Source organism: Kosakonia sp. YIM B13588 (assembly GCF_042788165.1).
In the GTDB taxonomy this organism is placed as follows: Bacteria; Pseudomonadota; Gammaproteobacteria; order Enterobacterales; family Enterobacteriaceae; genus Kosakonia; species Kosakonia sacchari.
This window is the reverse complement of record NZ_JBHZPO010000012.1, coordinates 108,009-134,411: the sequence shown is the minus strand read 5'-3', so window position 1 is coordinate 134,411 and position 26,403 is coordinate 108,009. Positions and strand designations below refer to the sequence as shown.

The following is a 26,403-nucleotide window of genomic DNA, read 5'->3' as shown; positions in this document are numbered from 1 at the left end:
AATTAAAATCCGTTATTCTAATTTCTTGCACAAATAACCAACAAAGAGACAAAAGGATTCACCATGATCACCATGTACGGCATCAAAAACTGCGACACCATCAAAAAAGCGCGCCGCTGGCTCGAAGCGCAGCGGGTGGAATACCGTTTCCACGATTACCGCACAGACGGTATTCATGCAGATTTACTGCGTACATTTGTTGATGAACTCGGCTGGGAAGCACTGCTAAACACCCGGGGCACCACCTGGCGCAAGCTGGATGAAGCCCAGCGCGCAGCCATCACCAATGATGATGCTGCCATCGCGTTGATGCTTGAAATGCCTGCAATTATCAAACGCCCATTGCTCTGCGCGCCGGGTAAGCCTATGCTGCTGGGTTTCAATGAATCCAGTTATGAGAAGTTTATTAACGAGGTGTAGTTTATGTCGTGCCCGGTTATTGAGCTGACACAGCAGCTTATTCGTCGCCCTTCTCTGAGCCCCAATGATGCAGGATGCCAGGCGCTAATGATTGAACGTCTGCGCGCTATCGGTTTTACCATTGAGCCGATGGATTTTGGCGACACGCAAAATTTCTGGGCATGGCGCGGGCAAGGCGAAACGCTGGCCTTCGCTGGCCATACGGATGTGGTGCCGGCTGGCGATGCGGACCGCTGGATCAACCCGCCTTTTGAACCAACCATCCGCGACGGCATGCTATTTGGTCGCGGCGCAGCAGACATGAAAGGTTCGCTGGCGGCGATGGTTGTCGCCGCCGAGCGTTTTGTCGCCCAGCATCCGCAGCATAAAGGCCGTCTGGCATTTCTTATCACCTCTGACGAGGAGGCCAGCGCCACCAACGGCACCGTCAAAGTGGTCGACGCGCTGATGGCGCGTAACGAACGGCTGGATTACTGCCTGGTTGGTGAGCCTTCCAGTACGGAAGTGGTGGGCGATGTGGTAAAAAACGGTCGTCGTGGATCGATGACCTGCAACCTGACCATTCACGGTGTTCAGGGGCACGTTGCCTATCCGCATCTGGCGGATAACCCGGTGCATCGCGCCGCGCCAATGCTCAATGAGCTGGTGGCCATCCAGTGGGATCACGGCAACGAATACTTTCCGCCGACCAGCATGCAGATTGCCAATATCAAAGCCGGAACCGGCAGCAACAACGTTATCCCTGGCGATCTGTTTGTGCAGTTCAACTTCCGCTTTAGTACCGAACTGACCGACGAGATGATCAAAGCTCACGTGCAGGCGCTGCTGGAAAAACATCAGTTGCGTTACAGCGTGGAGTGGTGGGTTTCCGGGCAGCCTTTCCTGACGGGGCGCGGCAAGCTGGTGGATGCGGTGGTCAATGCCATTGAGCACTATAATGAGATCAAACCGCAGTTGTTAACCACCGGCGGCACGTCAGATGGCCGTTTTATCGCGCGTATGGGCGCGCAAGTGGTTGAACTCGGGCCGGTGAACGCCACCATTCACAAGATCAACGAATGTGTGAACGCGGCGGATTTGCAACTGCTCGCCCGTATGTATCAACGCATTATGGAACAACTCATCGCCTGATGGCCTGGAGGATGACATGGATTGGCTGGCAAAATATTGGTGGATTCTGGTACTGGTTTTTTTACTTGGCGTACTGATTAATGTGATCAAAGACCTGAGCCGGGTCGATCACAAAAAATTCCTCGCTAACAAGCCGGATCTGCCACCGCATCGTGATTTCAACGACAAATGGGACGACGATGACGACTGGCCGAAACAGGATCAGCCGAAAAAGTAAGCCTCACATAATTCACCCCCTTTCGGGGGTGAATTTTTTGCTCATAAAAACTCAATAATATCGTCGTCATTCGGCTTGCCGCCGCTTAACGCTTCATCGAAATAGTGCTTCGGCACGGTGTAGCGCAAATGTTTGAGCGCCAGCTCAATACTGCGATCATCAATGGCATGGCCCAGATTGTCGACAATATCCAGCGTGATATCGCCGCCTAGCGTTTGCACTGCTTCCTGCGCCTTCACCGCCCAGGCCAGATCGATAACCCGGTCTTCACCGCCGTGAATCAGGTGAATGGTCTGCGCCGTGGAAACCGCCTGCGGCAGCGTGGCGTAACGCCCGTTGAACGCAATCACCCGCGAAGCCAGATCCGGCTGCGCTTTCAGCCCTTCCAGCGCCATAATCGCCCCTTGCGAAAAACCAATCAGCGCCGTGGCTAACGCGTTTACACCGCTTTGCTGCTGCCAGTAACGCACAACGTCAATAAATTGCGGCATCACAGCATCAATGCGTTGCTGACGATTTTCTTCCGTCACGCCTGCCACGGAAAACCACTGGCGGGCCGGTGGTGCGCCGCAGGTTTCGACGCCGCCAATACTGACGATCAGCGCATCGGGAAAGTGCGGTGCAAACCAGCTGCCGATTTGTCCCATGGAGACCGGGTTATCGCCAACGCCATGAAACAACAGCAGTAATTGTTTTGCCGGGGATTGCGGACTTTGCACAACGAAATGGTCATGTTTCATGGTTGTCTCCTTAAATCGTTGAGTGCAGTTTACGCCCGGGAGCCATAATGACCATGCCATTTAACTGAATGAGTTAGTTAAAAAAATTGCAGTTTCTGCACCTGTGTTTTCAGATTGAGTGCGCGCTCAGCATCCAGTTGCAAGAGCGCCTGTTCACACTCCCGGCGCTGAGATAGCAGCAGCGCTTTACGCCCGCTCAGCGATAAACGCTGGCATAACGCCTGTTCGCTTTCGCCATCGCTTACCCGTCCTCGCAATGCCAACAATGGCAAATGCGCGTGCGCCAGCAAACGGCATAACGCGCCGTAAGCCGCCGAAAGTGGTCGATGCGCAAAAGCGAAACCGGCCAGCTCCAGCCAGTCCTCTTCACTAAGCGTAGTCGACTGAACAACAGGCAGAGACAACGTTTCCTCGCGCCAGTCGGCAAGCCAGGGCAGATCGCGCGCCAGGCGAGTCTGTTCCCGCACCAGCAGCGCTTCGCCAGCCGCCGTCAGCGGGATTATCGCCATGGCGGTAAAACAGCCGCTGCTCGCTTCGCGATGGCTGCCAAGGCGCACCAGCGAAAAACCGCAGCGCTGCCAGAAGCGCCATAATTCTGGCGTATAGCCAAAACTGACGGAGAGGTAATCACACTTCGTTGTATGCGCTCGCGCATGGGCGATGAGCGCACTGCCAATCCCCGTACGCTGGCAAAAAGGATGCACAGCAATGCGGCTGATACGCCGCCCGCGCAATGTTGCCGCCAGCGGGCTACCGCCGTGCGCGGCCAGCGATTGTGCGACCAGATTACCGCGCGGACGGCGAAAACCCGCCCACACCGCCTGGCTAAGCCCGGCACTTAACCCACCCTCGTCCACCAGCCAGAGCGCGGCCACCGCCGTTTTTGCCCGGCAAGCCTGCCAGAAATGCTGCCCAGGCGCATCCATCATGCGTCGCAGATCGAGCGGTGACGTGCGGTAATGGGCGCTCGCCAGCAGACGATAAATCGCCGCCGTCTCTTGCCAGGCCCGTGCTGGTAACGGCTGCATGGTGATGTCACCTGTCGGCGGTTCAACGACAGGTTCATCGTCAAACAGCAACAGGGCGCTAATTACCTGCTCCAGCGGGCAGCCCTGCGCCCAGCGCAGCGGCGTGGAGAGCGTGTAATGGCGTAACTGCGGAAACCCGGCACAGAACTTCAGCAAAAAACCCTGCCCGGTGCCTTCATAACCCTGTACGGTGGTGGTGAGCAATGCGCGAGGGAAAGCGGAAACCAGCGCATGCAGCAGCGGCCCAGGAATGGCAGCAGCTTCATCCACCACCAGCCAGCCCGGCTGTGTTCCCTGCGCCGTTATCTGCTGGAGCAACGCATCCGGGGCGATAAAGTTGAACCGCTCGCCGGCGTATTTCGCCAGCACATCGGTGGCGGCGCGCGCAGGTGCGGTGACCGTGACAGGCTCAGATATGCGGGCAATATGCATCCCCGCCAGCGCCGATTTTCCTCGCCCGCGCGGTGCCGTCACCACCGCGACACCTGGCGGCATGCGACGAAGTTGCTCAAGGATCTGCGCCTGCTCGTGCTCGGGTGCGCCAGTTGCCGCGTGCCATTCAGGCCGGGAAGGAAAGTCCGGAAGAGAAAAAGGTGACGCTTGCTGCCACACCACGGTTTGTGGATCGTCACGGAGCGTACGGCAAAAGTGATCAATAAAAACCGGGGTCGGGATCGGCTCGGCGGTGTCGCTCCATCGCAGGCTGTCTGCATCCGGCTGCTGCGGCCACAGCGCGAACGGCGGTGTGAGCATCACCAGCCAGCTACCGGCCGTGAGCGTCCCGCCAAGGGCGGCGAAAGCGGCGACATCAAATCCTTCACGCGCATCGAACACGGCATGACGGAATTCCCGCCCGAGCAAGGTAGTTAATGCGCGAGGTTGAATGTGTTGTGGCCAGCCGCTGTTTTCACCGACCCACAGCCAGTCGCCGGGAAGCGAGTCGCGCAGTGTGCCCGCCTGCGCCTCACTCCACGCAGGCTGACCGGCAATCACCAGCAAGCGACGGATCCCTTCCCGCGCCATGCGGGCGCTCAGTTCAATCAGCTGTTGCATCACGAGATGATTACAACTGCCCGCTGAATGTATTGCATTGCGCCGGATCGCCGCTGTCCATTCCGCGTTTGAACCAGGTGTAACGCTGTGTCGAGGTACCATGCGTGAAGCTATCCGGGAATGCGACGCCCCGACTGCGCTGCTGTAAGCGGTCATCACCAATGGCTTGCGCGGCGTTTAATGCCTCTTCGACATCGCCCGGTTCCAGCACGCCCTGCTGCTCCATGCTGTGGCCCCAGACGCCCGCATAACAATCGGCCTGCAACTCCATGCGCACCGACAGAGCATTCGCCTGTTGTTGCGTGGCGTTTTGTTGCAGACCGCGCACTTTGGCTTCTGTCCCCAAAAGTTTTTGCACGTGATGACCGACTTCATGGGCAATCACGTAGCCCTGGGCGAAATCGCCGCCCGCGCCGAGCTTGTTTTTCATCTCATCGTAAAAAGAGAGATCGATATAAATTTTGCTGTCTGCCGGGCAGTAAAACGGCCCCATAATGGATTGCCCGGTGCCGCAGCCGGTATGGGTGCTGCCACGGTACATCACCAGCGTCGGCTGTTGATAATGTTGTCCCATTTTTTCAAACAGCTGGCCCCAGGTTTCTTCGGTGGTGGCGAAAATGACGCGGGTAAAATGCGCAGACTCATCCTCGTGCGGGTTCGCGGCGCGCTGTTGTTGCGTGGGTGGGCTCACCGGTTGCCCGGTCAGTAAACTGGTGAGATCAACACCGTAATAGCTCGCGACAATCACCACCAACAGCAGGATTATCCCGCCCTTGCCACCCGGTAAACGAAACCCAGGCCCGCGCATCGACGGCCCACCCGACTCATTACGTCGGTCTTCTACGTTGTCACTCTCTCGACGGCCTTGCCAGCGCATAACTACCTCACTATCCCAATGATGGACTCAGTGTATATATGATCGTAGGCGCAGAGGGAAGGATTAGCACAGGAAAAAAGTGAGGAAATCCGGAGGATGCAGGCATCCTCCAGAAGTAACGCGAGGTGAAGATCAGTCCAGTTTCACGCCAAGACGGTGCGCCACGGCTTCATAGGCTTCAATCAGGCCGCCAAGGCTCTGACGGAAACGGTCTTTGTCCATTTTATCCAGCGTCTCTTTATCCCACAGGCGGCTGCCGTCCGGTGAGAACTCGTCGCCGAGCACCACTTCGCCTTTAAACAGGCCAAATTCCAGTTTGAAATCAACGAGGATCAAACCAGCGTCATCAAACAGTTTGCTCAGCACATCGTTGGCTTTGTAGGTCAGCTCTTTCATGCGCGCCAGATTTTCTTTGTTCACCCAGCCGAAGGTTTCGCAGTAGGATTCGTTCACCATCGGATCGTGCATCGCATCGTTTTTGAGGAACATATCGAACAGCGGCGGATTCAGTTCAATCCCCTCTTCGATGCCCAGACGTTTTACCAGCGAGCCTGCCGCACGGTTACGAATCACGCACTCTACCGGCACCATATCCAGTTTTTTCACCAGACATTCGGTATCAGAAAGCAGCGCTTCCATCTGGGTCGGGATGCCCGCTTCTTGCAGTTTGGTCATAATGAAATGGTTAAACTTGTTGTTCACCATGCCCTTACGATCAAACTGTTCAATGCGCGCGCCATCCCCTGCTGACGTATCGTTACGGAATTCGAGCACCAACAGGTCCGGGTTTTCCGTACTGTACACGGTCTTCGCTTTGCCGCGATACAACTCAGCTTGCTTTTGCATCTTCATTACTCCAGGTGTGATTACAAGGCTAATTTGGCTATTTTACGCCGACGCACACGTTTGCGTCACCATAATAAAAAAAGGCCGGAACATCCGGCCTTGAGGATTATCGGTTAAACGCCGCCTGGAAGGCTGCGACTAACGCGTCGTTCTGCGATTGTGTCAGCGTGTGACCTTTCGGATCGATGAACTGGAGGCTGCTGCGGTTATCCAGATCGCCGACCTGCAGTTTATAGTCGCCGGAGGCCAGACCCGGATCGCGCGCGCCCAGTTCCTGCCAGCTGCTGTCGGACAGCGGCTTGTAGGTCACTGCAATGCTGCCCGTTGAGCGGGTGCTGTCGGTGACTTTCATGCCCACTTTTTCCAGCACGGACGGCAGACGTTGCCACACCACGTTAAACGGCCCACGCACCACCAGCATCGGCAGACCGGTATCATCGGCGGCGCTCTGGACGTTCAGCGTAGAGACGCTGCGGTTTTCCGCCGCGTTTTGCGCGTCAGTTGCGGTTTTATCCAGACCGGAGGAGATCACGTTCAGCATTTCGGTGCTGTAGCGCTGCAACGATGCGGCGTCCGCCACCGGTTTGCCCGCCTGTTCCAGATTCACCAGCTTGACGACGACCGCCTGCTGGTAACCCTGCGGTTTCACCGAGATTTGATAACGACCACGATACTGCTGATCTTCATCCAGACGGTTCCAGTCAACCCAACCGGTGGTCAGGGTCTGCGTGGCATCGTCACGTTTGTCGATGCTGTAGTTTTTCCCCTGAAGAATGCTGACCACCTGCGGCCACAGCGTGCTGTTGCGGCCGTTTTCAACCATCAGCGTCGCGGTGTCACCGGTAAACTGGGTGCGCGCACCGCTCACCAGCGCCAGCGGCTGAGCTGGCGGACGAATGTCCAGCGCTTTACCTACCGCGCCGCTGCCGTTAGCAACAGGGATGGTGTAATCACCGTTTTGCACCGGAAGGATCATCCCTGCGGGCGCGTGAAGTTCAGCAAGCGGAGCCGCATCCAGATAGGATTCGTCACCGCTAACCTGACGCTTATAACGTGAATCGGAACTACAGGCGGCGAGCAACATCACAAGTGAAACACCCGCTACCTTCGCCAGGCGCGACTTCTGTACTGAGTAAGCCATCAAATCTCCCTAAACTTTACAGCAGACCGGCATGCTTAAGCGCAGTGCGGACAACGTCACGACCGTGGTCGGTGATGGGCGTCATCGGCAGACGCAGCGTGTCGGTTGCTACAAGCCCCAACTCCATACATGCCCATTTAACGGGGATTGGATTGGGTTCGACAAATAGTTTGTTGTGTAACGGCATCAAACGCTGGTTGATTACGCGTGCTTCGGCGTAATTCCCCTCGGCCGCCAGTTTGCACATGTCAGCCATATCGCGCGCCGCCACGTTGCTGGTTACGGAAATCACACCGTCACCGCCGAGCTGCATAAAGTCCAGCGCGGTGGCATCGTCGCCGCTCAGCAGAATAAAGTCGTCTGAAACCAGCTCTTTGATCTGGTAAACACGACTTAAGTTCCCGGTCGCTTCCTTAATACCGATAATATTTTTAATTTTCGCCAGGCGACCCACGGTTTCCGGCAGCATATCGCAGCCGGTACGCGACGGCACATTATACAGAATTTGCGGCAGGTCAGTATGTTCGGCGATGGCTTTAAAATGCTGGAACAGCCCTTCCTGAGTCGGGCGGTTGTAGTAAGGCGTAACAGTCAGGCAACCCACCACGCCACTGCCGTTAAAACACTGGGTCAGGCTGATGGCTTCCGCGGTAGCGTTCGCGCCCGTCCCGGCAATCACAGGGATGCGCCCGTCGGCCAGTTCAACCGTCATCTTCACCACGTCAGCATGTTCATCATGGCTCAGCGTGGCGGATTCACCGGTAGTCCCTACCGAAACGATCGCCGTGGTTCCGTTGGCGACATGGTAATCAATCAGTTTTTTCAGGCTTGACCGGCAGACTTTACCTTGCGAATCCATCGGCGTGATAAGCGCGACAATACTTCCCGTGAACATGGGCCATCCTCTGTGCGAACAAGATTCTCAATGGTACGTGCGGTGCCGTCAGAAAAGCAAGAGACCTGAGGCTCTGTGGCGGTTGTATGCCGGTTTTTTTTATGCTTTCCTTATGATTACCTCATGTTTGACAGGAAGCTCAGGTTTGACAACCTCATCACAACACTTTTTGGTTATCACTGCGCTGGGGGCCGACAGGCCTGGCATTGTGAACACGATCACACGCCACGTCAGCAGCTGCGGCTGTAATATCGAAGACAGCCGTCTGGCGATGCTGGGGGAAGAGTTCACGTTTATAATGCTGCTTTCGGGCTCGTGGAACGCTATCACGCTTATCGAATCGACCTTACCGCTGAAAGGCGCCGAGCTGGATTTGCTGATTGTGATGAAGCGCACCGATGCCCGTCCGCGTCCTGATATGCCAGCCACCGTGTGGGTGCAGGTTGAAGTCCCCGATTCGCCCCACCTGATTGAGCGTTTCACTGCGCTTTTCGACGCACACGAAATGAATATTGCGGAGTTAGTCTCCCGTACACATCCCGGTAATCTTACCGTTGCGCCAACGTTATTTATCCAGATAACCGCTCATAGCCCCGCGTCACAGGACGCGTCAAATATTGAGCAGGCGTTCAAAGCCCTATGTACAGAATTGAACGCGCAAGGCAGTATAAACATCGTCAACTATTCCCAGCATGATGAACAGGATGGAGTTAAGTAATGAATCCACTGAAAGCCGGTGATATCGCACCGAAATTTAGCTTGCCCGATCAAGACGGTGAACAAGTAAATTTGGCCGACTTCCAGGGACAGCGTGTTCTGGTCTATTTCTACCCGAAAGCCATGACACCAGGCTGTACTGTCCAGGCCTGTGGCCTGCGCGATAACATGGATGAGTTAAAGAAAGCGGGTGTGGAAGTGCTGGGTATCAGCACCGACAAACCAGAGAAACTTTCCCGCTTTGCCGAAAAAGAGCTGCTCAACTTTACGCTGCTCTCAGATGAAGACCATCAGGTCTGCGAGCAGTTTGGCGTCTGGGGTGAAAAAACCTTTATGGGCAAAACCTACGACGGTATCCACCGTATCAGCTTCCTCGTGGACGCTGACGGTAAAGTTGAACATGTGTTTGATGACTTCAAAACCAGCAATCACCACGACATCGTGGTTAACTGGTTGAAAGAGAACGCCTGACAGTAACGCACCTTTTCTCAGGGCGGCCCGATCGGGTACGCCCTTTCCTTTGCGTCTCCCCTGCCAATATTTGACCACGATCACACTTCACACCGTGATGTCGACACTTGTGCCGACAGGTTAATTTTCGCTCTACGCTGACCATCACTTTTGTTCGTCCCGCCAACTTCAAAAACCAACAACCTTTTGAAATTTAAAAATTTATAACTTTGGCACAGCTTATGCTAAAGCAGGCTCAATGTTTTTACCTCGATTCCAGGGAGCCGAAATGAACCGCTTTGTGATTGCCGATCCCGAGTGGTGTATAGGATGCAATACCTGTCTTGCCGCCTGCTCGGATGTGCATAAAAGCCAGGGCCTGCAGCACCATCCCCGGCTGACACTCGTGCGCACACCCAGCAAAACCGCGCCGATACTGTGCCGCCACTGTGACGACGCGCCGTGCAAACAGGTGTGTCCGGTTAATGCCATTTCGTTTCAGGATGATGCCGTTTATCTCAACGAAACGCTGTGCATTGGCTGCAAACTGTGTGGGCTGGTGTGTCCGTTCGGGGCGATCACGCCCGCCGGCAGCCGCCCGCTCAATATTCCCGCCCGTTACGAGCATCACATTGCCGAAGAACAACTGCGCGATGTGCCCGGCAGCGCGCCCAACGATCACCCGTTTTTACGCTGGAACGCGGGGGTGCAAACCATCGCGGTGAAATGCGATCTCTGCGACTTTCTACCCGAAGGCCCTGCCTGTGTACGGGCTTGCCCTACGCAAGCGCTACATCTGGAAACCGAAAGTACGATGCAGAAACAGCTCAAGGCCCGTCGGGAGCTGGCCGCACTGAACTCAACCGATGTGACCTTTCCTCCTCTTCCCTCTTCGCCGGAGCAACGCTAATGGATGCCCTGCAATTATTGATGTGGTCAATCGTGGTGTACGTCACCGGAGGCGTCCTGTCGTTGTTGCTTGCCCGCAGTCAGGAACTGGCGATCAACGTCGCCGGGATCGCCGCCATGATCGGCGGCGTGCTGGGGATCGCCAGCGCCCTGAGCGCATTGCACGGCGGCGTGCCGCTGAGTTTTCAGGCCATTGGCCCGTTTGATTTCGCCCATTTCGTGGTACGCATGGATAGCCTGAGCGCTTTCATGGTGCTGGTGATTTCACTGCTGGTCACGTTGTGCGGGCTCTATTCACTGGCGTATGTGCGGGAATACATCGGCAAAGGTGCCGGTGCGATGGGCTTTTTTATGAACCTGTTTATCGCCTCGATGGTAGGCCTGGTGGTGATGGATAACGCGTTCTGGTTCATCGTGCTGTTTGAAATGATGTCCCTTGCCTCGTGGTTTTTGGTTATCACCGACCAGGATGAAGAGTCGATCCGCGCCGGGATGCTCTACTTCTTTATCGCCCACGCCGGGTCGGTATTGATCATGATCGCCTTCTTCCTGATGTGGCGGCAGAGCGGCAGCCTCGATTTCGCCAGTTTCCGCGCACTCACGCTGGAGCCGGGCACCGCGTCGGCGGTCTTCCTGCTGGCCTTTTTCGGTTTTGGCGCCAAAGCCGGGATGTTGCCGCTGCACAGCTGGCTGCCGCGCGCCCACCCGGCTGCACCGTCGCACGCCTCGGCGCTGATGTCCGGCGTGATGGTGAAAATTGGTATCTTCGGCATTATCAAAGTCGGTATCGACCTGCTCGGTCACAGCGGTATTCCATTGTGGTGGGGCGTAGTGGTGCTGGCGTTTGGCGCAGTGTCGTCGGTGCTTGGCGTGCTGTATGCGTTGGCAGAGCACGACATCAAACGTCTGCTGGCGTGGCACACCGTCGAGAACATCGGCATCATTTTGCTGGGTGTCGGCGTCGGCATGGCGGGCATTGCCTTACATCAACCGGTAATTGCCGCCGTCGGCCTGCTCGGCGCGCTGTTCCACCTGCTTAACCACGCACTGTTTAAAGGCCTGCTGTTTCTGGGGGCCGGGGCGATCATTTTTCGCCTGCATACCCGCGATATGGAAAAAATGGGGGCACTCGGCAAACGGATGCCATGGACGGCTGGCGCATTTCTGGTGGGCTGTCTCGCCATTTCAGCAATGCCACCACTGAACGGCTTTATTAGCGAGTGGTACACCTATCAGTCGCTGTTCTCTCTGACCCGTATCGACGCGATCATCCCGCGCCTCGCTGGCCCCATTGCCATTGTGATGCTGGCGATCACCGGCGCGCTGGCGGCAATGTGTTTTGTGAAAGTTTACGGCGTCAGTTTTTGCGGCAATGCGCGCAGTGAAAAAGCCGATCAGGCACGCGAAGTGCCATGGCCGATGATTGCCGCCATGTCCGTGCTGGCGCTGCTGTGCGTGGCGCTCGGCGTGGGTGCAAGCTGGGTGGCCCCGCAGTTAATGCATATCGCGCTGAGTTTAACGCCACCAGCAGCACTTGCCGCCGCCGAAGGCGCAACGCTTATCCCCGGTGATGCGCAGCAAGCGATGCTGACGCCTTCCGCCGTGTTCCTGCTGTTACTGCTTTTGCCCCTGCTGCCCGGCGTGCTGTGGTTTCTCAACCGCCAGACGCGCGGCGCGTTTCGCCGCAGTGGCGATGCCTGGGCCTGCGGTTACGCATGGGAAAAAGGCATGGCCCCTTCCGCTGGCAGTTTTACCCAGCCGCTGCGCGTGATGTTTGGCCCGCTTTACCAGCTACGTAAACAGCTCGACCCAGCTCAGCCCTTACAGCGCAGCCTGGGCGGAATTACGCAGGCGGCAACGCGAACGGAGCCGTTCTGGGACGAGAAAATCATTCGCCCGCTGGTCAGCGCGACGCAGCGCGTGGCTCGCGTGGTGCAGTACCTGCAAAGCGGCGATTTCCGGCTCTACTGCCTGTATGTGATTGCCGCGCTGGTGATCCTGCTGCTGACGATCGCGCTGTGAAGAGGAGACAACAATGTTAGAACAGACATCTGCGTGGTCACTCGGGGTATTTGCCCTCTGCCAGGCGGCCCTATTGCTGGCGCTGACGCCGCTGTTTACCGGAGTGTCCCGGCAAATCCGCGCCCGCATGCACTCCAGAAAAGGGCCGGGGATCTGGCAGGATTACCGCGACTTACAAAAGCTGCTAAAACGCCAGGCTGTCGCGCCGGCTTCATCTGGCCTGATGTTTCGCGCCATGCCATGGGTGTTGCTCAGCAGCATGCTGCTGGTGGCGATGACGCTGCCGCTGTTTATCCGCACCGCGCCCTTTGCCGGAGCGGGCGATTTAATCACCCTGATTTATCTCTTTGCCCTGTTCCGTTTCTTCTTTGCCCTTTCCGGTCTGGATACCGGCAGCCCCTTCTCCGGCCTCGGCGCCAGCCGCGAACTGACGCTGGGGATTCTGGTGGAGCCGATGCTTATCCTTTCGCTGCTGGTGCTGGCGTTACTGGCAGGATCCACCCAAATCAGCGCCATCAGCAACACGCTGGCGGCGGGCTGGATGTCGCCGGTCGCCACGCTACTGGCAATGCTGGCCTGCGGGTTCGCCTGTTTTATTGAGATGGGCAAAATCCCGTTCGACGTGGCGGAAGCGGAGCAGGAGTTGCAGGAAGGTCCGCTGACCGAATATTCCGGCGCGGGTCTGGCGCTGGTGAAATGGGGCGTCGGTCTGAAGCAGGTGGTGATGGCCTCACTGTTCCTCGCGCTGTTTTTCCCCTTCGGCAACGCCGTCACGCTCAGCGCGGGCGCGATGGCGCTGTCGCTGGTGGTCACGCTGCTGAAACTGCTGGTGGTGTTTGTGCTGGCATCGGTGGTGGAAAACTCGCTGGCGCGCGGGCGCTTTTTGCTGACGCACCGCCTGACCTGGCTCGGCTTCAGTCTGGCTGCGCTGTCCTATGTCCTCTGGTTAACCGGTTTGTAAGGAGCGCGGAAAAATAATGGAAACTCTTGCTCTGACGACGCTACTGCTGCCCTTTATCGGCGCGCTGGTCGTCTCGCTTTGCCCACGGAAAACCGCGCCGCAGCTTGCCACGCTCTTCGCGCTTCTGGCAACGCTTGCCACCGTGCTGCTGGCCTGGCGCTTTTACCAGGCGGGCAGTGAAACCGCGGATATGCCACTGCTGGCGGCGGGTCAGGTGGTGCTGTTTGGTCTGTTAGTCGACCGCATCAGCACCCTGATCCTGTTTGCGGTGGTCTTTCTTGGCCTGCTGGTGGCGCTCTATTCGACCGGTTACCTGACGCGCAGCAACCGCGAGCATCCGCACGACGGCAGCAACCGTTATTATGCGTTCCTGCTGGTGTTTATCGGTGCGATGTCCGGTTTAGTGCTCTCCTCCACGCTGCTCGGGCAGTTGCTGTTTTTCGAGATCACCGGCGGCTGTTCCTGGGCACTGATTAGCTATTACCAGAGCGAAAAATCCCAGCGCGCGGCGATGAAAGCGCTGCTTATCACGCACGTCGGTTCGCTTGGCCTGTATCTGGCGGCGGCCACGCTGTTTTTGCATACCCACACGTTTGCGCTGAGCGCCATCAGTCAGCTACAAGGCCCGGCGGCGTATCTGGTGTACGGCGGCATTCTGTTTGCCGCGTGGGGCAAATCCGCCCAGTTGCCGTTGCAAGCCTGGCTGCCGGATGCGATGGAAGCACCAACCCCGGTGAGTGCTTACTTACACGCCGCGTCAATGGTGAAAGTGGGCGTCTACATTTTTGCCCGCGCGATCGCCGAAGGCGGACACATTCCTCACATCATCAGCTGGATTGGCGTGGGCATGGCGACGCTGACGCTGGTATACGGCTTTTTGATGTATCTGCCGCAAAAAGATATGAAACGGCTGCTGGCGTGGTCGACCATCTCGCAACTGGCTTGGATCTTCCTTGCCCTGTCGCTGTCGACCTTCGGCTCGCCGCTGGCCTTCAAAGCGGGGATTGTTTACATCTTCAACCACGCCTTTGCCAAGAGCCTGTTTTTCCTCGTCGCGGGCGCACTGAGTTACAGCTGCGGTACTCGCCTGCTGCCGCGCTTGCGCGGGGTGATGAAGACATTGCCGCTGGCAGGCATTGGCTTTTGCGTTGCCGCACTGGCGATCACCGGCGTGCCGCCATTTAACGGTTTCTTCAGTAAATTCCCCCTCTTCGCCGCCGGGTTTGCCCTGTCGAATGACGACCCGATTTTACTGGCGGTAATGATTCTGGCGCTGGTGGAATCCGTCGCCAGCTTCGGCTGGTTTATTTATTGGTTCGGGCGCGTGGTGCCAGGTGAGCCGAGCGAAGAAGTGGCGCAGGCTGCACCGCTGCCGTACGCGATGAAACTGGTGCTGGTGATTCTGATTGTGATGTCGCTGTGCTCAAGCGTGATCGCTGCGGCGTGGCTTGGATAAGGGAGTCGATAATGACGGGAACACTGCTTGTTAACAACCTGGCGGGGCTGATGATGTTCACCTCGCTGCTGGTCACCTGCGCCAGACGCTACTCCGTCTCCTGCTGGTTGTATGCCCTGCAATCGCTGGTGCTGGTCTCTATCTTTTTTACCCTGTCGCAGTTGCTGGACGCCGAACAGTTGCTGATGTGGTCGTTCAGCGCGTTCTTCACCAAAGTGCTGCTGGTGCCGCTAATTATGGGCTACGCCTTTCGCAAGATGGCGCAATCCGGCGTTGGGGAACGGCTGTTTGGTCCGGCAACACTGGTGCTGATGGCGGCGGCAATTGTGCTGCTGTGCTGGTTTGTGGTGCGCCCGGTGCAGTTACCGATGATAGCGCAGCTCAAACCGGCGCTCGCCGTTGCGCTCGGTCACTTCCTGCTTGGGCTGCTGTGCATTATCAGCCAGCGCAATATCCTGCGGCAAATCTTCGGCTACTGCCTGATGGAGAACGGCTCGCACCTGGTGCTGGCGCTGCTCGCCTGGCGCGCGCCGGAGCTGGTGGAGATTGGCATCGCCACCGACGCCATTTTCGCGGTGATTGTGATGGTGCTGCTGGCACGGAAAATCTGGCGTACTCACGGCACGCTGGATGTCAACACGCTGACGGCGCTGAAGGGGTAACACCATGAGTCATACCTTGATGTTCACGTTGTTACTGCTGACGCCGCTGCTGGTTTCTGCGCTGTGCTTCGCCTGCCGCCTGAGCGGCAATGCGGCGCGCACGCTGGTTACGGTGGTGCATACGCTGGGGATTTCGCTATTGCTGGTTATCGCCCTGTGGACGGTCGCGGAAGCGGTGCGCGAAGGGGAAATTTTCGCCGCCAGCCGCTGGTTGCATATCGACAGCCTGAGCGGGCTGTTCCTGTCGCTGCTGGGCGTCATCGGTTTTATCACCGGCCTCTATTCAATTGGCTATATGCGCCATGAAGTCGATCACGGTGAAATCAGCGTGCCGACGCTCTGTTACTACTACGGTTTTTTCCACCTGTTCCTGTTCACCATGCTGCTGGTGGTCACCAGCAACAACCTGATTGTGATGTGGGCGGCGATCGAAGCCACCACGCTCAGTTCCGCGTTTTTGGTCGGTATTTACGGGCAGCGCTCATCGCTGGAAGCGGCATGGAAATACATCATCATCTGTACCGTTGGCGTGGCGTTTGGCCTGTTCGGTACGGTGCTGGTGTACGCCAATGCCGCCAGCTTTATGGCGCAGCCTGATCACGCCATTTTCTGGACCGAAGTGCTGAAAGAGAGCGGTCAGCTCGACCCGACGCTGATGGTGCTGGCGTTTGTGTTTGTGCTGATTGGCTTTGGTACCAAAACCGGGTTGTTCCCGATGCACGCCTGGCTGCCGGACGCGCACAGCGAAGCGCCGAGCCCGGTAAGCGCCCTGCTCTCAGCGGTGCTGCTCAACTGCGCACTGCTGGTGCTGATCCGCTACTACATCATTATTTGTCACGCCATCGGTGACAGTTTCCCCAACCGGCTATTGCTGATTTTTGGTCTGCTGTCGGTGGGTGTCGCCGCGTTCTTCATTCTGGTGCAGCAGGATATGAAACGCCTGCTGGCTTACTCCAGTGTGGAGAACATGGGGCTGGTAGCCGTTGCACTCGGCATCGGCGGCCCGCTCGGTATTCTGGCGGCGCTGCTGCACACGCTCAATCACAGTCTGGCGAAAACGCTGCTGTTCTGCGGCTCCGGTAATGTGCTGCTGAAGTACGGCACACGCAATATGGATGTGGTGTGCGGGATGCTGAAAGTGATGCCGTTTACCGCCGTACTGCTCGGCGGCGGCGCGCTGGCGCTGGGCGGTATGCCGCCATTCAATATTTTCCTCAGTGAGTTTATGACCGTTACCGCCGGACTGGCGGCGGAACATCTCGCCGTCACCATCCTGCTGTTGGTGTTACTGACGCTGGTGCTCGGCGGGCTGGTGCGCATGGTGGCGAAAGTGCTGTTCGCCACGCCGCCGCAACAGGTGGCAACTGGCGAACTGGGCTGGCTCACCACCGCGCCGATGGTGATTTTACTGGTGATGATGCTGGTGATGGGTACGCATATTCCTCAGCCGGTCAGCCGGTTACTGGCCAGCGCCGCCACCATCGTGCAGCAAAACAATGATGATCATCCCACCCAGCTTAGCTGGCTGTGGGCCAATGTTGATACCACCGCCGCATCGGCAACGCCGTCGCATCGTCAGGGAGAGTGAAAGTGAGTTATTTAGCAAGCGTGAATCTCCAGCAACCTCGCGGCAACGCCTGTCTTGCTGCATTGAAGGCGCAGTTTCCCGGCGCGGTGCTGGACGAGGAGCGCCAGACCTTCGAACAAGTCACTATAACGGTCAAAATCAACCTGTTGCCGGACATTGTGCACTACCTCTATTACCAGCATGACGGCTGGTTACCGGTGCTGTTCGGCAACGATGAACGCACTCTGAATGGCCATTACGCGGTCTACTACGCGCTGTCGATGGAAGGCGCGGAAAAGTGCTGGATTGTGGTGAAAGCGCTGGTCGATGCCGACACGCGCGAATTCCCGTCGGTGACGCCGCGCGTACCCGCCGCCGTATGGGGCGAACGTGAGATCCGCGATATGTACGGTCTGATCCCGGTCGGTTTGCCGGATCAGCGCCGGCTGGTGTTGCCGGATGACTGGCCGGACGATCTGCACCCGCTGCGCAAAGACACCATGGATTACCGTCTGCGCCCGGAGCCAACCAGCGACACGGAAAACTACACCTTTATCAACGATGGCGGCAATTCGGCGCGCATTGTGCCGATTGGCCCGCTGCATATCACTTCGGATGAACCGGGGCATTTCCGCTTGTTTGTCGATGGCGAACGGATTGTCGATGCCGATTATCGATTATTTTATGTCCATCGCGGCATGGAGAAGCTGGCGGAAACCCGCATGGGCTACAACGAAGTGACGTTTCTGTCGGACAGGGTTTGCGGCATCTGTGGTTTTGCCCATAGCGTGGCTTACACCACCTCGGTCGAAAACGCGCTCGGCATTGTGGTGCCGCAGCGGGCGCACACCATCCGTTCGGTGCTGCTGGAAGTGGAACGGCTGCACAGCCATCTGCTCAACATCGGTCTGTCCAGCCACTTTGTCGGCTTTGATACCGGTTTTATGCAGTTTTTCCGCATCCGTGAAAAATCGATGACCATGGCTGAGTTGCTCACCGGTTCGCGCAAAACCTACGGTCTGAATCTGATTGGCGGCATCCGCCGCGACATTCTGAAAGAGCAGCGCGTCAAAACTATTCAACTGGTGAAAGAGATGCGTGCGGAAGTGGCGCAACTGGTCGATATGCTGCTCTCCACGCCCAACATGGCACAGCGCACCCAGGGTGTGGGCATTCTTGACCGCCAGATAGCGCGCGATTTCAGCCCGGTCGGGCCGCTGATCCGTGGCAGCGGTTTTGCCCGCGATTTACGTTTCGATCATCCGTACGCGGATTACGGCAACCTACCGAAAACGCTCTTTACCTGGCCGGATGGCGACGTCTTTTCACGCGTTATGGTGCGGGTGAAAGAGGTGTTCGATTCGCTGGCGATGATTGAATTTGCCCTTGATAACCTGCCGGATACGCCGCTGCTGACCGAAGGGTTCAGCTATCAGCCGCATAAATTCGCACTCGGTTATGTGGAAGCGCCGCGCGGCGAAGATGTTCACTGGAGCATGCTCGGCGACAACCAGAAGCTTTACCGCTGGCGCTGTCGCGCGGCGACCTACGCCAACTGGCCGGTGCTGCGCTATATGTTGCGCGGCAATACCGTTTCCGATGCGCCGCTGATTATCGGCAGCCTCGATCCCTGCTATTCGTGTACCGACCGCGTGACGCTAGTGGATGTGCGTAAGCGTAAATCGACAACTGTGCCCTACAAAGAGATCGAACGTTACGGCATTGAACGTCGCCACTCGCCGCTGAAGTAAGGAAAGAAACGATGCTGAAATTGTTGAAAACCATTCTCAGAGCGGGCGAGCCAACGGTGAAATACCCGTTTGCACCGCTGGAGGTGTGTCCGGGGTTTCGCGGAAAACCGGAACTGGATCCGCAGCAATGCATCGCTTGCGGCGCCTGTACCACCGCCTGTCCGGCGAACGCGCTCACGCTGGAGACGGATGCCGGGGAGAACAGCCGCGTCTGGCAGTTGTTCATTGGTCGCTGCATCTACTGCGGGCGCTGCGAAGAGGTGTGCCCGACGCGGGCGATTCGCCTGTCGGAAGAGTTTGAACTGGCGGTCACTAACAAAGCCGATCTCTATGTGCGCGCCACCTTCCGCCTGCAGCACTGTCGCGAGTGCGGCGTGCCGTTCGCGCCAGAAAAATCCGTGGCGCTGGCAGTGGAGTTGCTGGCCCTGAACCAAAACGCACCGCATCAGCTGGAGAACCTGCGGGCGCAAGCCTCTCTCTGCCCGGCGTGCCGCCGACGCGCGGCGCTGGAGCATCGCGGCAGCGTTAACGTGCATTACTATCTTAAGGAGCAAGCATGAGTTCCGACCTGAAAGTGCTGAACCAGCATGTCAGCCAGCCGGTGCCGCTCGATGAATCCGCGCAGAAAATGAAGCAGCTCTTGCTGCGCGATATCCAGCGCTCTGCTTACGTTTACCGCGTCGATTGCGGCGGCTGCAACGGGTGTGAAATCGAAATTTTTGCCGCCATTACGCCGCTGTTTGACGCAGAACGCTTTGGCATCAAAGTGGTGGCCTCACCGCGCCACGCGGATATTTTGCTGTTTACCGGCGCGGTCACCCGCGCCATGCGCATGCCCGCCCTGCGCGCCTGGGAAGCCGCACCGGATCATAAAATCGCCATCTCCTACGGCGCGTGCGGCGTCGGTGGCGGGATTTTTCACGATCTCTACTGCGTGTGGGGTGGCAGCGACACTATTGTGCCAATTGATGTATGGATCCCCGGTTGCCCGCCGACGCCTGCGGCGACGATCCACGGTTTTGCCGTAGCGCTTGGCTTGCTGGAGCAAAAACTGCACGCCGTCGATCATCAACAAGCGGCTGATGAAATCGCCAGCGTACGTTGGCCGACGCTGCCGCTGGCATTACGCGTGACGCTTGAACGGCTGGCGCGCCAGCTGGCGGGTTATCGCCAGGGACGCGAAATTACCGACCAGCTTTTTGCTTTATTAACCGCAGGCGATCCCGCACAGGCCACACAGCGGGTGAATAACTGGCTGCAACAGGCGGCAGACCCGCGCCTGAGCTCCATTGTGCAGCAACTGATGAACGAGCTGGAGCGCGCCCATGTCTGAGCAGCAAGCGAAAGTGATGTTCTGGATGCTGCGGCAGAAGTTTGTCGATAACAGCGTCGAACTGGAAGAGAAAAGCCGCCAGGTGATGTACTACTCGCTGGCGATTGGTCACCACGTTGGGGTGATCGACTGCCTCAACGTGGCGCTTGAATGCCCGCTTGATGATTACCAGCACTGGCTGGCGTTGATCGACGACGCTGATGCCAGGCGCAAAATGCAGGGGTTATTAACCTTTGGCGAAATCGTCATCGATGCCAGCCACGTGAATACGCTGGCACCAACATTCGTGCAGTTATCAAAAACGGCGGAAGAACCCTGGCGGAGCTGGAGCCGCCAGTTGCTGCAACATTTACAGGATATGGCGCATGAACCGGCGATCTACCTGATGGTGCGGCTGCTGCGCTGAATGATTCATCATATAAATGTCACCCCAGTGATTTATACGTGAAGCTTGTAACACTACAAAAATAAGGGGTAATGTACTATTTACGCTCACTATTAAGGGCGACGTATCCATGATCTTACGGCAGTTGCTGGAACAGAATACTCACACTTCGTTACTCCGGGCGTTTATCCCTTTACCGCCGCCTTTCAGCCCCGTCCAGTTTATCGAATTACGCCTGAATAACGCCCACTTCTGGCGCTGCTTTGATGATGGCAGCGCCGAGAGTAGCGAGCATGAATACGGCGGAAAAGTCAGCGACAGTTCGCTGCATCTCGTGCTGCTGGCGCAAAGTGATGTGCTGGAGTTGCGTTTTGTTCGCACCGATAACGGCCAGTTCACGGAGCAGGACAACACGATGTTTAGCTGGCTGGCGCGGCTGGCAAGCCAGGCGCTGGAAGCACAACTTTCTCAGGTGGCATTGAGCGAGTCGATCGAAACGCTACGTGAAGAGCGCGACCATGATCGGGTGCTGGTCGACATTACCAACTCGGTGCTCTCGCATCTGGATCTTGACGATCTGATCGCTGATGTTTCGCAGGAGATCCACCGCTTTTTCGGTATCGATAATGTCCGCGTGGTTCTGCGCGACACGCTGCACTCCCGCCAGCTTATTTGCCATGCCACCCACTTTCCCACCTGCCCGCCGGAAACCGAGCGCTTTGCCCTGCGCAGTGATAGCCCGGTAGTGCTGGCGGCGCTCAATGAAAATCAGGGCGCACTGCTGCATCAGGTGCAGGATGCCGGGTTATGGCAGCGCGATCCGGTATTGCAACAGCTATTGATGCAGGGGTTAAACGTGGTGTTTATTTTGCCGCTGACCTTCAGCCACCACGCGCCTGGCGTACTGTTGCTGGCGCACCGGGACGCCTCGATTTTCAGTGAGCAAAACTGTCGATTGTTGCAGCAAATTGCCGACAGAATTGGCATTGCCGTCGATAATGCCGACGCCTACCGGCAGGTGATTCATTTAAAAGAGAATCTGAACAGCGAAAACCGCAAACTGAACGAGCAAATCGCCTCCAGCCAGAGTTTTGGCGACATCATTTACCAAAGTGATGCCATGCGCGACGTGCTTCAGCAGGTCAATATTGTGGCACTAAGCGACAGTACGGTGCTGATCCTCGGTGAAACCGGCACCGGCAAGGAGATCATCGCCCGCGCGCTACACCAGATGAGCCCGCGCAAAGATAAACCGCTGGTGAAAATCAACTGTGCCGCTATTCCCGCCAGCCTGCTGGAAAGCGAGCTGTTTGGTCACGATAAAGGCGCCTTCACCGGGGCGATTAACGCCCATCGCGGCCGTTTTGAGATGGCCGATGAAGGCACGCTGTTCCTCGATGAAATTGGCGATATGCCGCTTGAGCTACAACCCAAATTGCTGCGGGTGTTGCAGGAGCGCGAGATCGAACGCATCGGCGGCACAAAAACCATTCCGGTTAACGTGCGGGTTATTGCCGCCACCAACCGCGATCTGCGCCAGATGGTGATTGACCGCGAGTTCCGTAACGATCTGTTTTACCGCCTGAATGTCTTTCCGCTGGTGCTGCCGCCGCTACGCGAGCGACCAGACGATATTCCGCTGCTGGCGCGTTACTTCACACAAAAACTGGCGCGCCGCCTCAATCGCACCATTGATACCATTCCCGCCGATACTATCCAGCAACTGATGCGTTACGAGTGGCCTGGTAATGTGCGCGAGCTGGAAAACGTCATTGAACGCGCCGTACTGCTGGCGCGTGATAACACCTTAAACCTGCATCTGCACGCGCAACCGGTCAGCATGGTGCAGCCTGTCAGCCACGATCCCTTCCCCTTCACGTTGCCAAAAGTGGCGGAAATGATGCGCCCGGAGCCGCCGGAAAATGACGAAGCGGAACGCCAGCAGATTATCCAGGTGCTGCGCGAAACCAACGGCATTGTCGCCGGACCGCGCGGCGCGGCCGCCAAACTCGGCATGAAACGCACCACGCTGTTATCACGGATGCAGCGTCTTGGTATCGCCGTGCGCGAAGTGCTGTAACCCCCTTCGGGTTCTGTGAACCCGCTAACGCTCTCTGGTTTATCGCTGGTATGCGCTATGCATAAGACGGCGGGTGTCTACTATGCATTGAATCAGGAGAATCAAATGGATACCGGCAACGCGTTTGACCTGCGACTTCCTGCGGAAATGGCAAAAGTCGCCGAGCAGTCTGGATTGTATAAAGTCAGCAAACGAAAAGAGCTGTCGTTTTTCCTCGCGGTTACTGCGGGCGTATTTATCTCGATTGCGTTTGTGTTTTACATCACCGTTACCGCCGGGCCTGCGCCCGCGACTGCGCTGGCGAAGCTGGCGGGCGGCGTCTGTTTTTCCCTCGGGCTGATTCTGGTAGTAGTCTGCGGGGCGGATCTCTTTACCTCAACCGTGCTGACGGTGATGGCAAAAGCCAGCGGGTTGATTAGCTGGCGGCAACTGTTTACCAACTGGGTGATCGTCTATTTCGGCAACCTCGTGGGTGCGCTGTTTTTTGTGGCGTTGATATGGTTTGGCGGCCAGGCCATGAACGGCAACGGTTTGTGGGGGCTGAATGTGTTGCAAACCGCTGACCATAAAATGCACCACACCTTTATCGAAGCGGTGTGCCTGGGCACACTGTGCAATTTGATGGTCTGCCTGGCGGTGTGGATGAGTTATTCCGGTCATACGTTGACGGACAAAATCATGGCGATGCTGCTGCCGATCGGCATGTTTGTCGCCAGCGGTTTTGAGCACAGTATCGCCAACATGTTTTTGCTGCCGCTGGCGGTGATTATTCGTGACTTCTCACCGCAGAGTTTCTGGACCGCGGTACACAGCTCGCCGGATAACTTCCCGGCACTCACCATCAGTAACGTAATTACCGATAACCTGCTGCCGGTGACGATTGGCAATATTATTGGTGGCGGCGTGCTGGTGGGGGTGACGTACTGGATTATTTATCTGCGCCATCAGAACGACACGCATTGAGGAGAATGCCGGGCGGCAAGCTGGCTGCCGCCCGGTAAGTTTACTCTTCTGACACCGGCGGCGAATCCGGCCAGGCGTGGATCACCGCCTGAATCAACGTTGCCAGTGGAATGGCGAAAAATACGCCCCAGAAGCCCCACAGCCCGCCGAAGATAATCACCGATAAAATGATCACCAGCGGATGCAGGTTAACCGCTTCGGAGAACAGCACCGGCACCAGCAGGTTGCCGTCCAGCCCCTGAATAATCAGATACACCGCAAAGCAGCTCCAGAACTCGGTACCCAGCCCGAACTGGAACAGCGCCACGCCAACCACCGGAATAGTGACGACAAACGCGCCGATATAGGGGATTAGCACCGAGAAGCCGACCAGCACCGCCAGCAGCAGGGAGTAGTTGAGACCAAACAGGATAAAACCGATCCAGGTGGCGACACCGACGACAATCATCTCCAGCACTTTGCCACGGATGTAGTTGGTGATTTGCTGGTTCATCTCTTTCCACACCTGACCCGCCAGCCCACGGTTGCGCGGCAGCACGCGACGCACGGCGTTGAGCATCTGCTCTTTATCTTTTACCAGGAAGAAAACCATCAGCGGCACCAGCACCAGATAGACCGCCAGCGTCAGCAACCCGACCAGTGAGGCGAGCGAATATTTCACCACGGAATCGCCCATTGTCAGCATGCGGGAGCGCATGTTTTCCGCCATCGCATCGATGATCCCCGCATCCATTAACGCCGGGTAGCGGCGCGGTAAGGTGGCGGCAAAATCAGAGAGTTTGCTTAACATGCCGGGCATATCGCGGATCAGGTAAATCCCCTGCTGCCAGGCAACCGGCATCACCACAAACGCCATCACCAGCAGGATGCCGACAAACAGCACCAGAACGATGGTCGCAGCCCAGGTACGCGAACAGCCGATACGTTGCAGACGTGCGGTAGGCCACTCAAGCAGGTAAGCGATTACCAGCGCCACCAGCAGCGGCGCAAGAAGGCCGCTGAAGAAGAAGAGAATACAGAACCCCGCAAGCAGAATGACCAGCAGCGCAATCGCCTCCGGATCGCTGAAGCGGCGGCGATACCACTGCATTAACATTTCGAGCATAACGTTCTTTTATGAGCCTCTTGAGCGGGGGTAAGGAGTGGAATTGTATCGAAATGTCACAAAAAAGACTTCGCTTTTCGTATCCTTTGCGGGAAACATAGCAATCCACTGAATACAATGTTTTTCATCCCAAAAGGCGGCTACACTCGAAGGCCGGTGAGCCGGAACGACGCCGCCGAAAGCAGGTCAACAGTGTGTCACCCCAAATACAGGAAAGAGGTTATGTTCAGGCAGTTGAAACGAACACTGGTCGCAACCCTGATTGCCGCACTCAGTGCGGGTAGCGTTGCCCCGGCATGGGCTGATTCGATAGACAGCACATTGCCGGATATGGGCACCTCGGCGGGAAGTACGCTCTCCATTGGTCAGGAGATGCAGATGGGCGACTATTACGTTCGCCAGCTTCGCGGCAGCGCGCCACTGATTAATGATCCACTGCTGGTGCAGTACATTAATTCCCTCGGCATGCGTCTGGTGGCACACGCGGATTCGGTCAAAACCCCTTTCCACTTCTATCTCGTCAATAACGACGAAATCAACGCCTTCGCCTTTTTTGGCGGCAATGTGGTGCTGCACTCCGCGCTGTTCCGCTATACGGATAACGAGAGCCAACTGGCTTCGGTGATGGCGCACGAAATTTCCCACGTCACGCAGCGCCACCTGGCGCGCGCGATGGAGGACCAAAAACGCAACGCGCCGTTGACCTGGGCGGGCGTGCTGGGTTCCATTTTGCTGGCGATGGCTAACCCGCAAGCCGGGATGGGCGCGCTCACCGGCACGCTGGCCGGTACACAGCAAGGGCTTATCAGCTTTACCCAGCAGAACGAACAGGAAGCGGATCGCATTGGTATTCAGGTGCTGCAACGCGCCGGGTTTGATCCACAAGCGATGCCGACATTCCTTGAAAAACTGCTGGATCAGTCGCGCTACTCCACGCGCCCGCCGGAAATTCTGCTGACGCACCCGTTGCCGGAAAGCCGCTTGTCGGATGCCCGCAACCGCGCCAACCAGATGCGCCCGGTGGTGGTGCAATCATCCGAAGAGTTCTATATGGCGAAAGCCAGAACGCTGGGCATGTACAATTCCGGGCGTAACCAGCTCACCAGCGATCTGCTGGATGGCTGGTCGAAAGGTAATGTGCGTGAACAACGCGCGGCGCAATATGGCCGGGCGTTGCAGGCGATGGAAGCGAAAAATTACGCCGAGGCGGCAAAAATCTTGCAGCCGCTGCTGAGCGCCAGCCCAAACAACGCCTGGTATATCGACCTGGCGACCGATATCGATTTAGGGCAGAACAAAAGCGCGGATGCCATTAAACGCCTCAATGCTGCCAGCGAACTGAAAACCAACCCGGTGCTGCAACTTAACCTGGCGAATGCTTACCTGGAAGGCGGTCAGCCCGCTGAAGCCGCGCGCATTCTTAACCGTTACACCTTTACGTATAAAGAGGATGTCAACGGCTGGGATTTACTGGCGCAGGCCGAAGCGGCACTGAATAACCGCGATCAGGAACTGGCCGCGCGTGCGGAAGGATTAGCGCTGGTAGGCAAGCTGGATCAGGCCATTACTTTACTGAGCAGCGCCAGTTCGCAGGTGAAACTCGGCAGCCTGCAACAGGCGCGTTACGATGCGCGAATTGACCAGTTACGCGAGTTGCAGCAACGGTTCAAGCCGTACCAGAAAATGTAATAAGG

25 protein-coding genes are annotated in these 26,403 nt (G+C 57.2%); 18 read left to right on the top strand and 7 right to left on the bottom strand.

Features of this window, described 5'->3' with window-relative positions; translation table 11 throughout:
• Positions 1-63: 63 nt before the first annotated feature.
• The 3 genes from ACFX4U_RS18980 to ACFX4U_RS18970 are packed head-to-tail and all read left to right on the top strand — an operon-like array spanning position 64 to position 1,768.
• Positions 64-420, top strand: a complete 357-nt coding sequence (locus ACFX4U_RS18980; protein WP_200550208.1) for an ArsC family reductase — start codon at positions 64-66, stop codon at positions 418-420.
• A 3-nt stretch (positions 421-423) separates the two neighbouring features.
• Entirely contained in the window at positions 424-1,551 is a 1,128-nt protein-coding gene (gene dapE, locus ACFX4U_RS18975) for a succinyl-diaminopimelate desuccinylase (RefSeq protein ID WP_305735352.1), read from the top strand.
• 16 nt (positions 1,552-1,567) lie between these two features.
• Positions 1,568-1,768 carry a YpfN family protein gene (locus ACFX4U_RS18970; protein ID WP_017458940.1) on the top strand — a complete coding sequence of 67 codons (201 nt, stop codon included), beginning with the start codon at positions 1,568-1,570 and terminating at the stop codon, positions 1,766-1,768.
• Positions 1,769-1,809: 41 nt separating this feature from the next.
• Here the strand turns inward: ACFX4U_RS18970 and ypfH are convergent, their stop codons facing one another.
• The 6 genes from ypfH to dapA all read right to left on the bottom strand — a co-directional run bounded on the left by ypfH (position 1,810) and on the right by dapA (position 8,348).
• Positions 1,810-2,508: an esterase gene (gene ypfH, locus ACFX4U_RS18965; RefSeq protein WP_313507600.1), complete on the bottom strand. Its 699-nt coding sequence runs from the start codon at positions 2,506-2,508 to the stop codon at positions 1,810-1,812.
• Positions 2,509-2,585: 77 nt separating this feature from the next.
• Positions 2,586-4,589: a GNAT family N-acetyltransferase gene (locus ACFX4U_RS18960; protein ID WP_313507601.1), complete on the bottom strand. Its 2,004-nt coding sequence runs from the start codon at positions 4,587-4,589 to the stop codon at positions 2,586-2,588.
• 10 nt (positions 4,590-4,599) lie between these two features.
• Positions 4,600-5,466, bottom strand: coding sequence for a neutral zinc metallopeptidase (locus tag ACFX4U_RS18955; protein ID WP_380218642.1), 867 nt, complete (start codon positions 5,464-5,466; stop codon positions 4,600-4,602).
• Positions 5,467-5,598: 132 nt separating this feature from the next.
• Entirely contained in the window at positions 5,599-6,312 is a 714-nt protein-coding gene (gene purC / locus ACFX4U_RS18950) for a phosphoribosylaminoimidazolesuccinocarboxamide synthase (RefSeq protein WP_017458944.1), read from the bottom strand.
• A gap of 106 nt (positions 6,313-6,418) precedes the next feature.
• Positions 6,419-7,453 (bottom strand): outer membrane protein assembly factor BamC, encoded by a 1,035-nt coding sequence (gene bamC, locus ACFX4U_RS18945; protein ID WP_020454676.1) that lies wholly within the window; start codon positions 7,451-7,453, stop codon positions 6,419-6,421.
• Between the two features lie 16 nt (positions 7,454-7,469).
• Positions 7,470-8,348, bottom strand: a complete 879-nt coding sequence (gene dapA, locus ACFX4U_RS18940) for a 4-hydroxy-tetrahydrodipicolinate synthase (RefSeq protein WP_380218641.1) — start codon at positions 8,346-8,348, stop codon at positions 7,470-7,472.
• Between the two features lie 145 nt (positions 8,349-8,493).
• Here dapA and ACFX4U_RS18935 point away from each other — a divergent pair, with 145 nt between their 5' ends.
• The 14 genes from ACFX4U_RS18935 (at position 8,494) to focA (ending at position 23,604) form a co-directional block, all read left to right on the top strand.
• The gene (locus ACFX4U_RS18935) at positions 8,494-9,066 is read left to right on the top strand and encodes a glycine cleavage system transcriptional repressor (RefSeq protein ID WP_305735347.1); all 573 of its coding nucleotides are present in this window, start codon (positions 8,494-8,496) and stop codon (positions 9,064-9,066) included.
• Complete coding sequence (gene bcp / locus ACFX4U_RS18930; RefSeq protein ID WP_020454679.1) at positions 9,066-9,536, top strand: thioredoxin-dependent thiol peroxidase; 471 nt, start codon at positions 9,066-9,068, stop codon at positions 9,534-9,536. The genes ACFX4U_RS18935 and bcp overlap by 1 nt, the downstream gene beginning before the upstream one ends.
• A 268-nt stretch (positions 9,537-9,804) precedes the next feature.
• Positions 9,805-10,425 (top strand): 4Fe-4S dicluster domain-containing protein, encoded by a 621-nt coding sequence (locus tag ACFX4U_RS18925; protein WP_305735346.1) that lies wholly within the window; start codon positions 9,805-9,807, stop codon positions 10,423-10,425.
• A complete protein-coding gene (hyfB, locus tag ACFX4U_RS18920) occupies positions 10,425-12,446 on the top strand; it encodes a hydrogenase 4 subunit B (RefSeq protein ID WP_313507603.1) in 2,022 nt (673 codons plus the stop codon). The genes ACFX4U_RS18925 and hyfB overlap by 1 nt, the downstream gene beginning before the upstream one ends.
• A 13-nt stretch (positions 12,447-12,459) precedes the next feature.
• Positions 12,460-13,407: a respiratory chain complex I subunit 1 family protein gene (locus ACFX4U_RS18915; RefSeq protein WP_305735344.1), complete on the top strand. Its 948-nt coding sequence runs from the start codon at positions 12,460-12,462 to the stop codon at positions 13,405-13,407.
• 16 nt (positions 13,408-13,423) lie between these two features.
• Positions 13,424-14,863: a hydrogenase 4 subunit D gene (locus tag ACFX4U_RS18910; RefSeq protein ID WP_305735343.1), complete on the top strand. Its 1,440-nt coding sequence runs from the start codon at positions 13,424-13,426 to the stop codon at positions 14,861-14,863.
• Positions 14,864-14,874: 11 nt separating this feature from the next.
• A complete protein-coding gene (gene hyfE / locus ACFX4U_RS18905; protein WP_017458953.1) occupies positions 14,875-15,525 on the top strand; it encodes a hydrogenase 4 membrane subunit in 651 nt (216 codons plus the stop codon).
• 4 nt (positions 15,526-15,529) lie between these two features.
• Positions 15,530-17,113: a hydrogenase 4 subunit F gene (gene hyfF, locus ACFX4U_RS18900; RefSeq protein WP_305735342.1), complete on the top strand. Its 1,584-nt coding sequence runs from the start codon at positions 15,530-15,532 to the stop codon at positions 17,111-17,113.
• A 20-nt stretch (positions 17,114-17,133) separates the two neighbouring features.
• On the top strand, positions 17,134-18,843 hold the full coding sequence (locus tag ACFX4U_RS18895) for a hydrogenase large subunit (protein WP_313507637.1): 1,710 nt from the start codon (positions 17,134-17,136) through the stop codon (positions 18,841-18,843).
• A gap of 11 nt (positions 18,844-18,854) precedes the next feature.
• Complete coding sequence (hyfH, locus tag ACFX4U_RS18890) at positions 18,855-19,403, top strand: hydrogenase 4 subunit H (RefSeq protein ID WP_017458956.1); 549 nt, start codon at positions 18,855-18,857, stop codon at positions 19,401-19,403.
• On the top strand, positions 19,400-20,176 hold the full coding sequence (locus tag ACFX4U_RS18885; protein ID WP_305735341.1) for an NADH-quinone oxidoreductase subunit B family protein: 777 nt from the start codon (positions 19,400-19,402) through the stop codon (positions 20,174-20,176). Before hyfH ends, ACFX4U_RS18885 begins: the two co-directional genes overlap by 4 nt.
• On the top strand, positions 20,169-20,582 hold the full coding sequence (locus tag ACFX4U_RS18880; protein WP_200550197.1) for a formate hydrogenlyase maturation HycH family protein: 414 nt from the start codon (positions 20,169-20,171) through the stop codon (positions 20,580-20,582). Before ACFX4U_RS18885 ends, ACFX4U_RS18880 begins: the two co-directional genes overlap by 8 nt.
• A 109-nt stretch (positions 20,583-20,691) precedes the next feature.
• Positions 20,692-22,641, top strand: a complete 1,950-nt coding sequence (locus ACFX4U_RS18875; protein ID WP_313507604.1) for a sigma 54-interacting transcriptional regulator — start codon at positions 20,692-20,694, stop codon at positions 22,639-22,641.
• 105 nt (positions 22,642-22,746) lie between these two features.
• Entirely contained in the window at positions 22,747-23,604 is an 858-nt protein-coding gene (gene focA / locus ACFX4U_RS18870; RefSeq protein WP_313507605.1) for a formate transporter FocA, read from the top strand.
• Between the two features lie 40 nt (positions 23,605-23,644).
• Here focA and ACFX4U_RS18865 read toward each other — a convergent pair whose 3' ends face one another.
• Positions 23,645-24,709, bottom strand: a complete 1,065-nt coding sequence (locus tag ACFX4U_RS18865; RefSeq protein WP_017458961.1) for an AI-2E family transporter — start codon at positions 24,707-24,709, stop codon at positions 23,645-23,647.
• 222 nt (positions 24,710-24,931) lie between these two features.
• Between ACFX4U_RS18865 and bepA the strand changes: the two genes are divergently transcribed.
• Positions 24,932-26,398 (top strand): beta-barrel assembly-enhancing protease, encoded by a 1,467-nt coding sequence (gene bepA / locus ACFX4U_RS18860; protein WP_313507606.1) that lies wholly within the window; start codon positions 24,932-24,934, stop codon positions 26,396-26,398.
• Positions 26,399-26,403 lie beyond the last annotated feature (5 nt).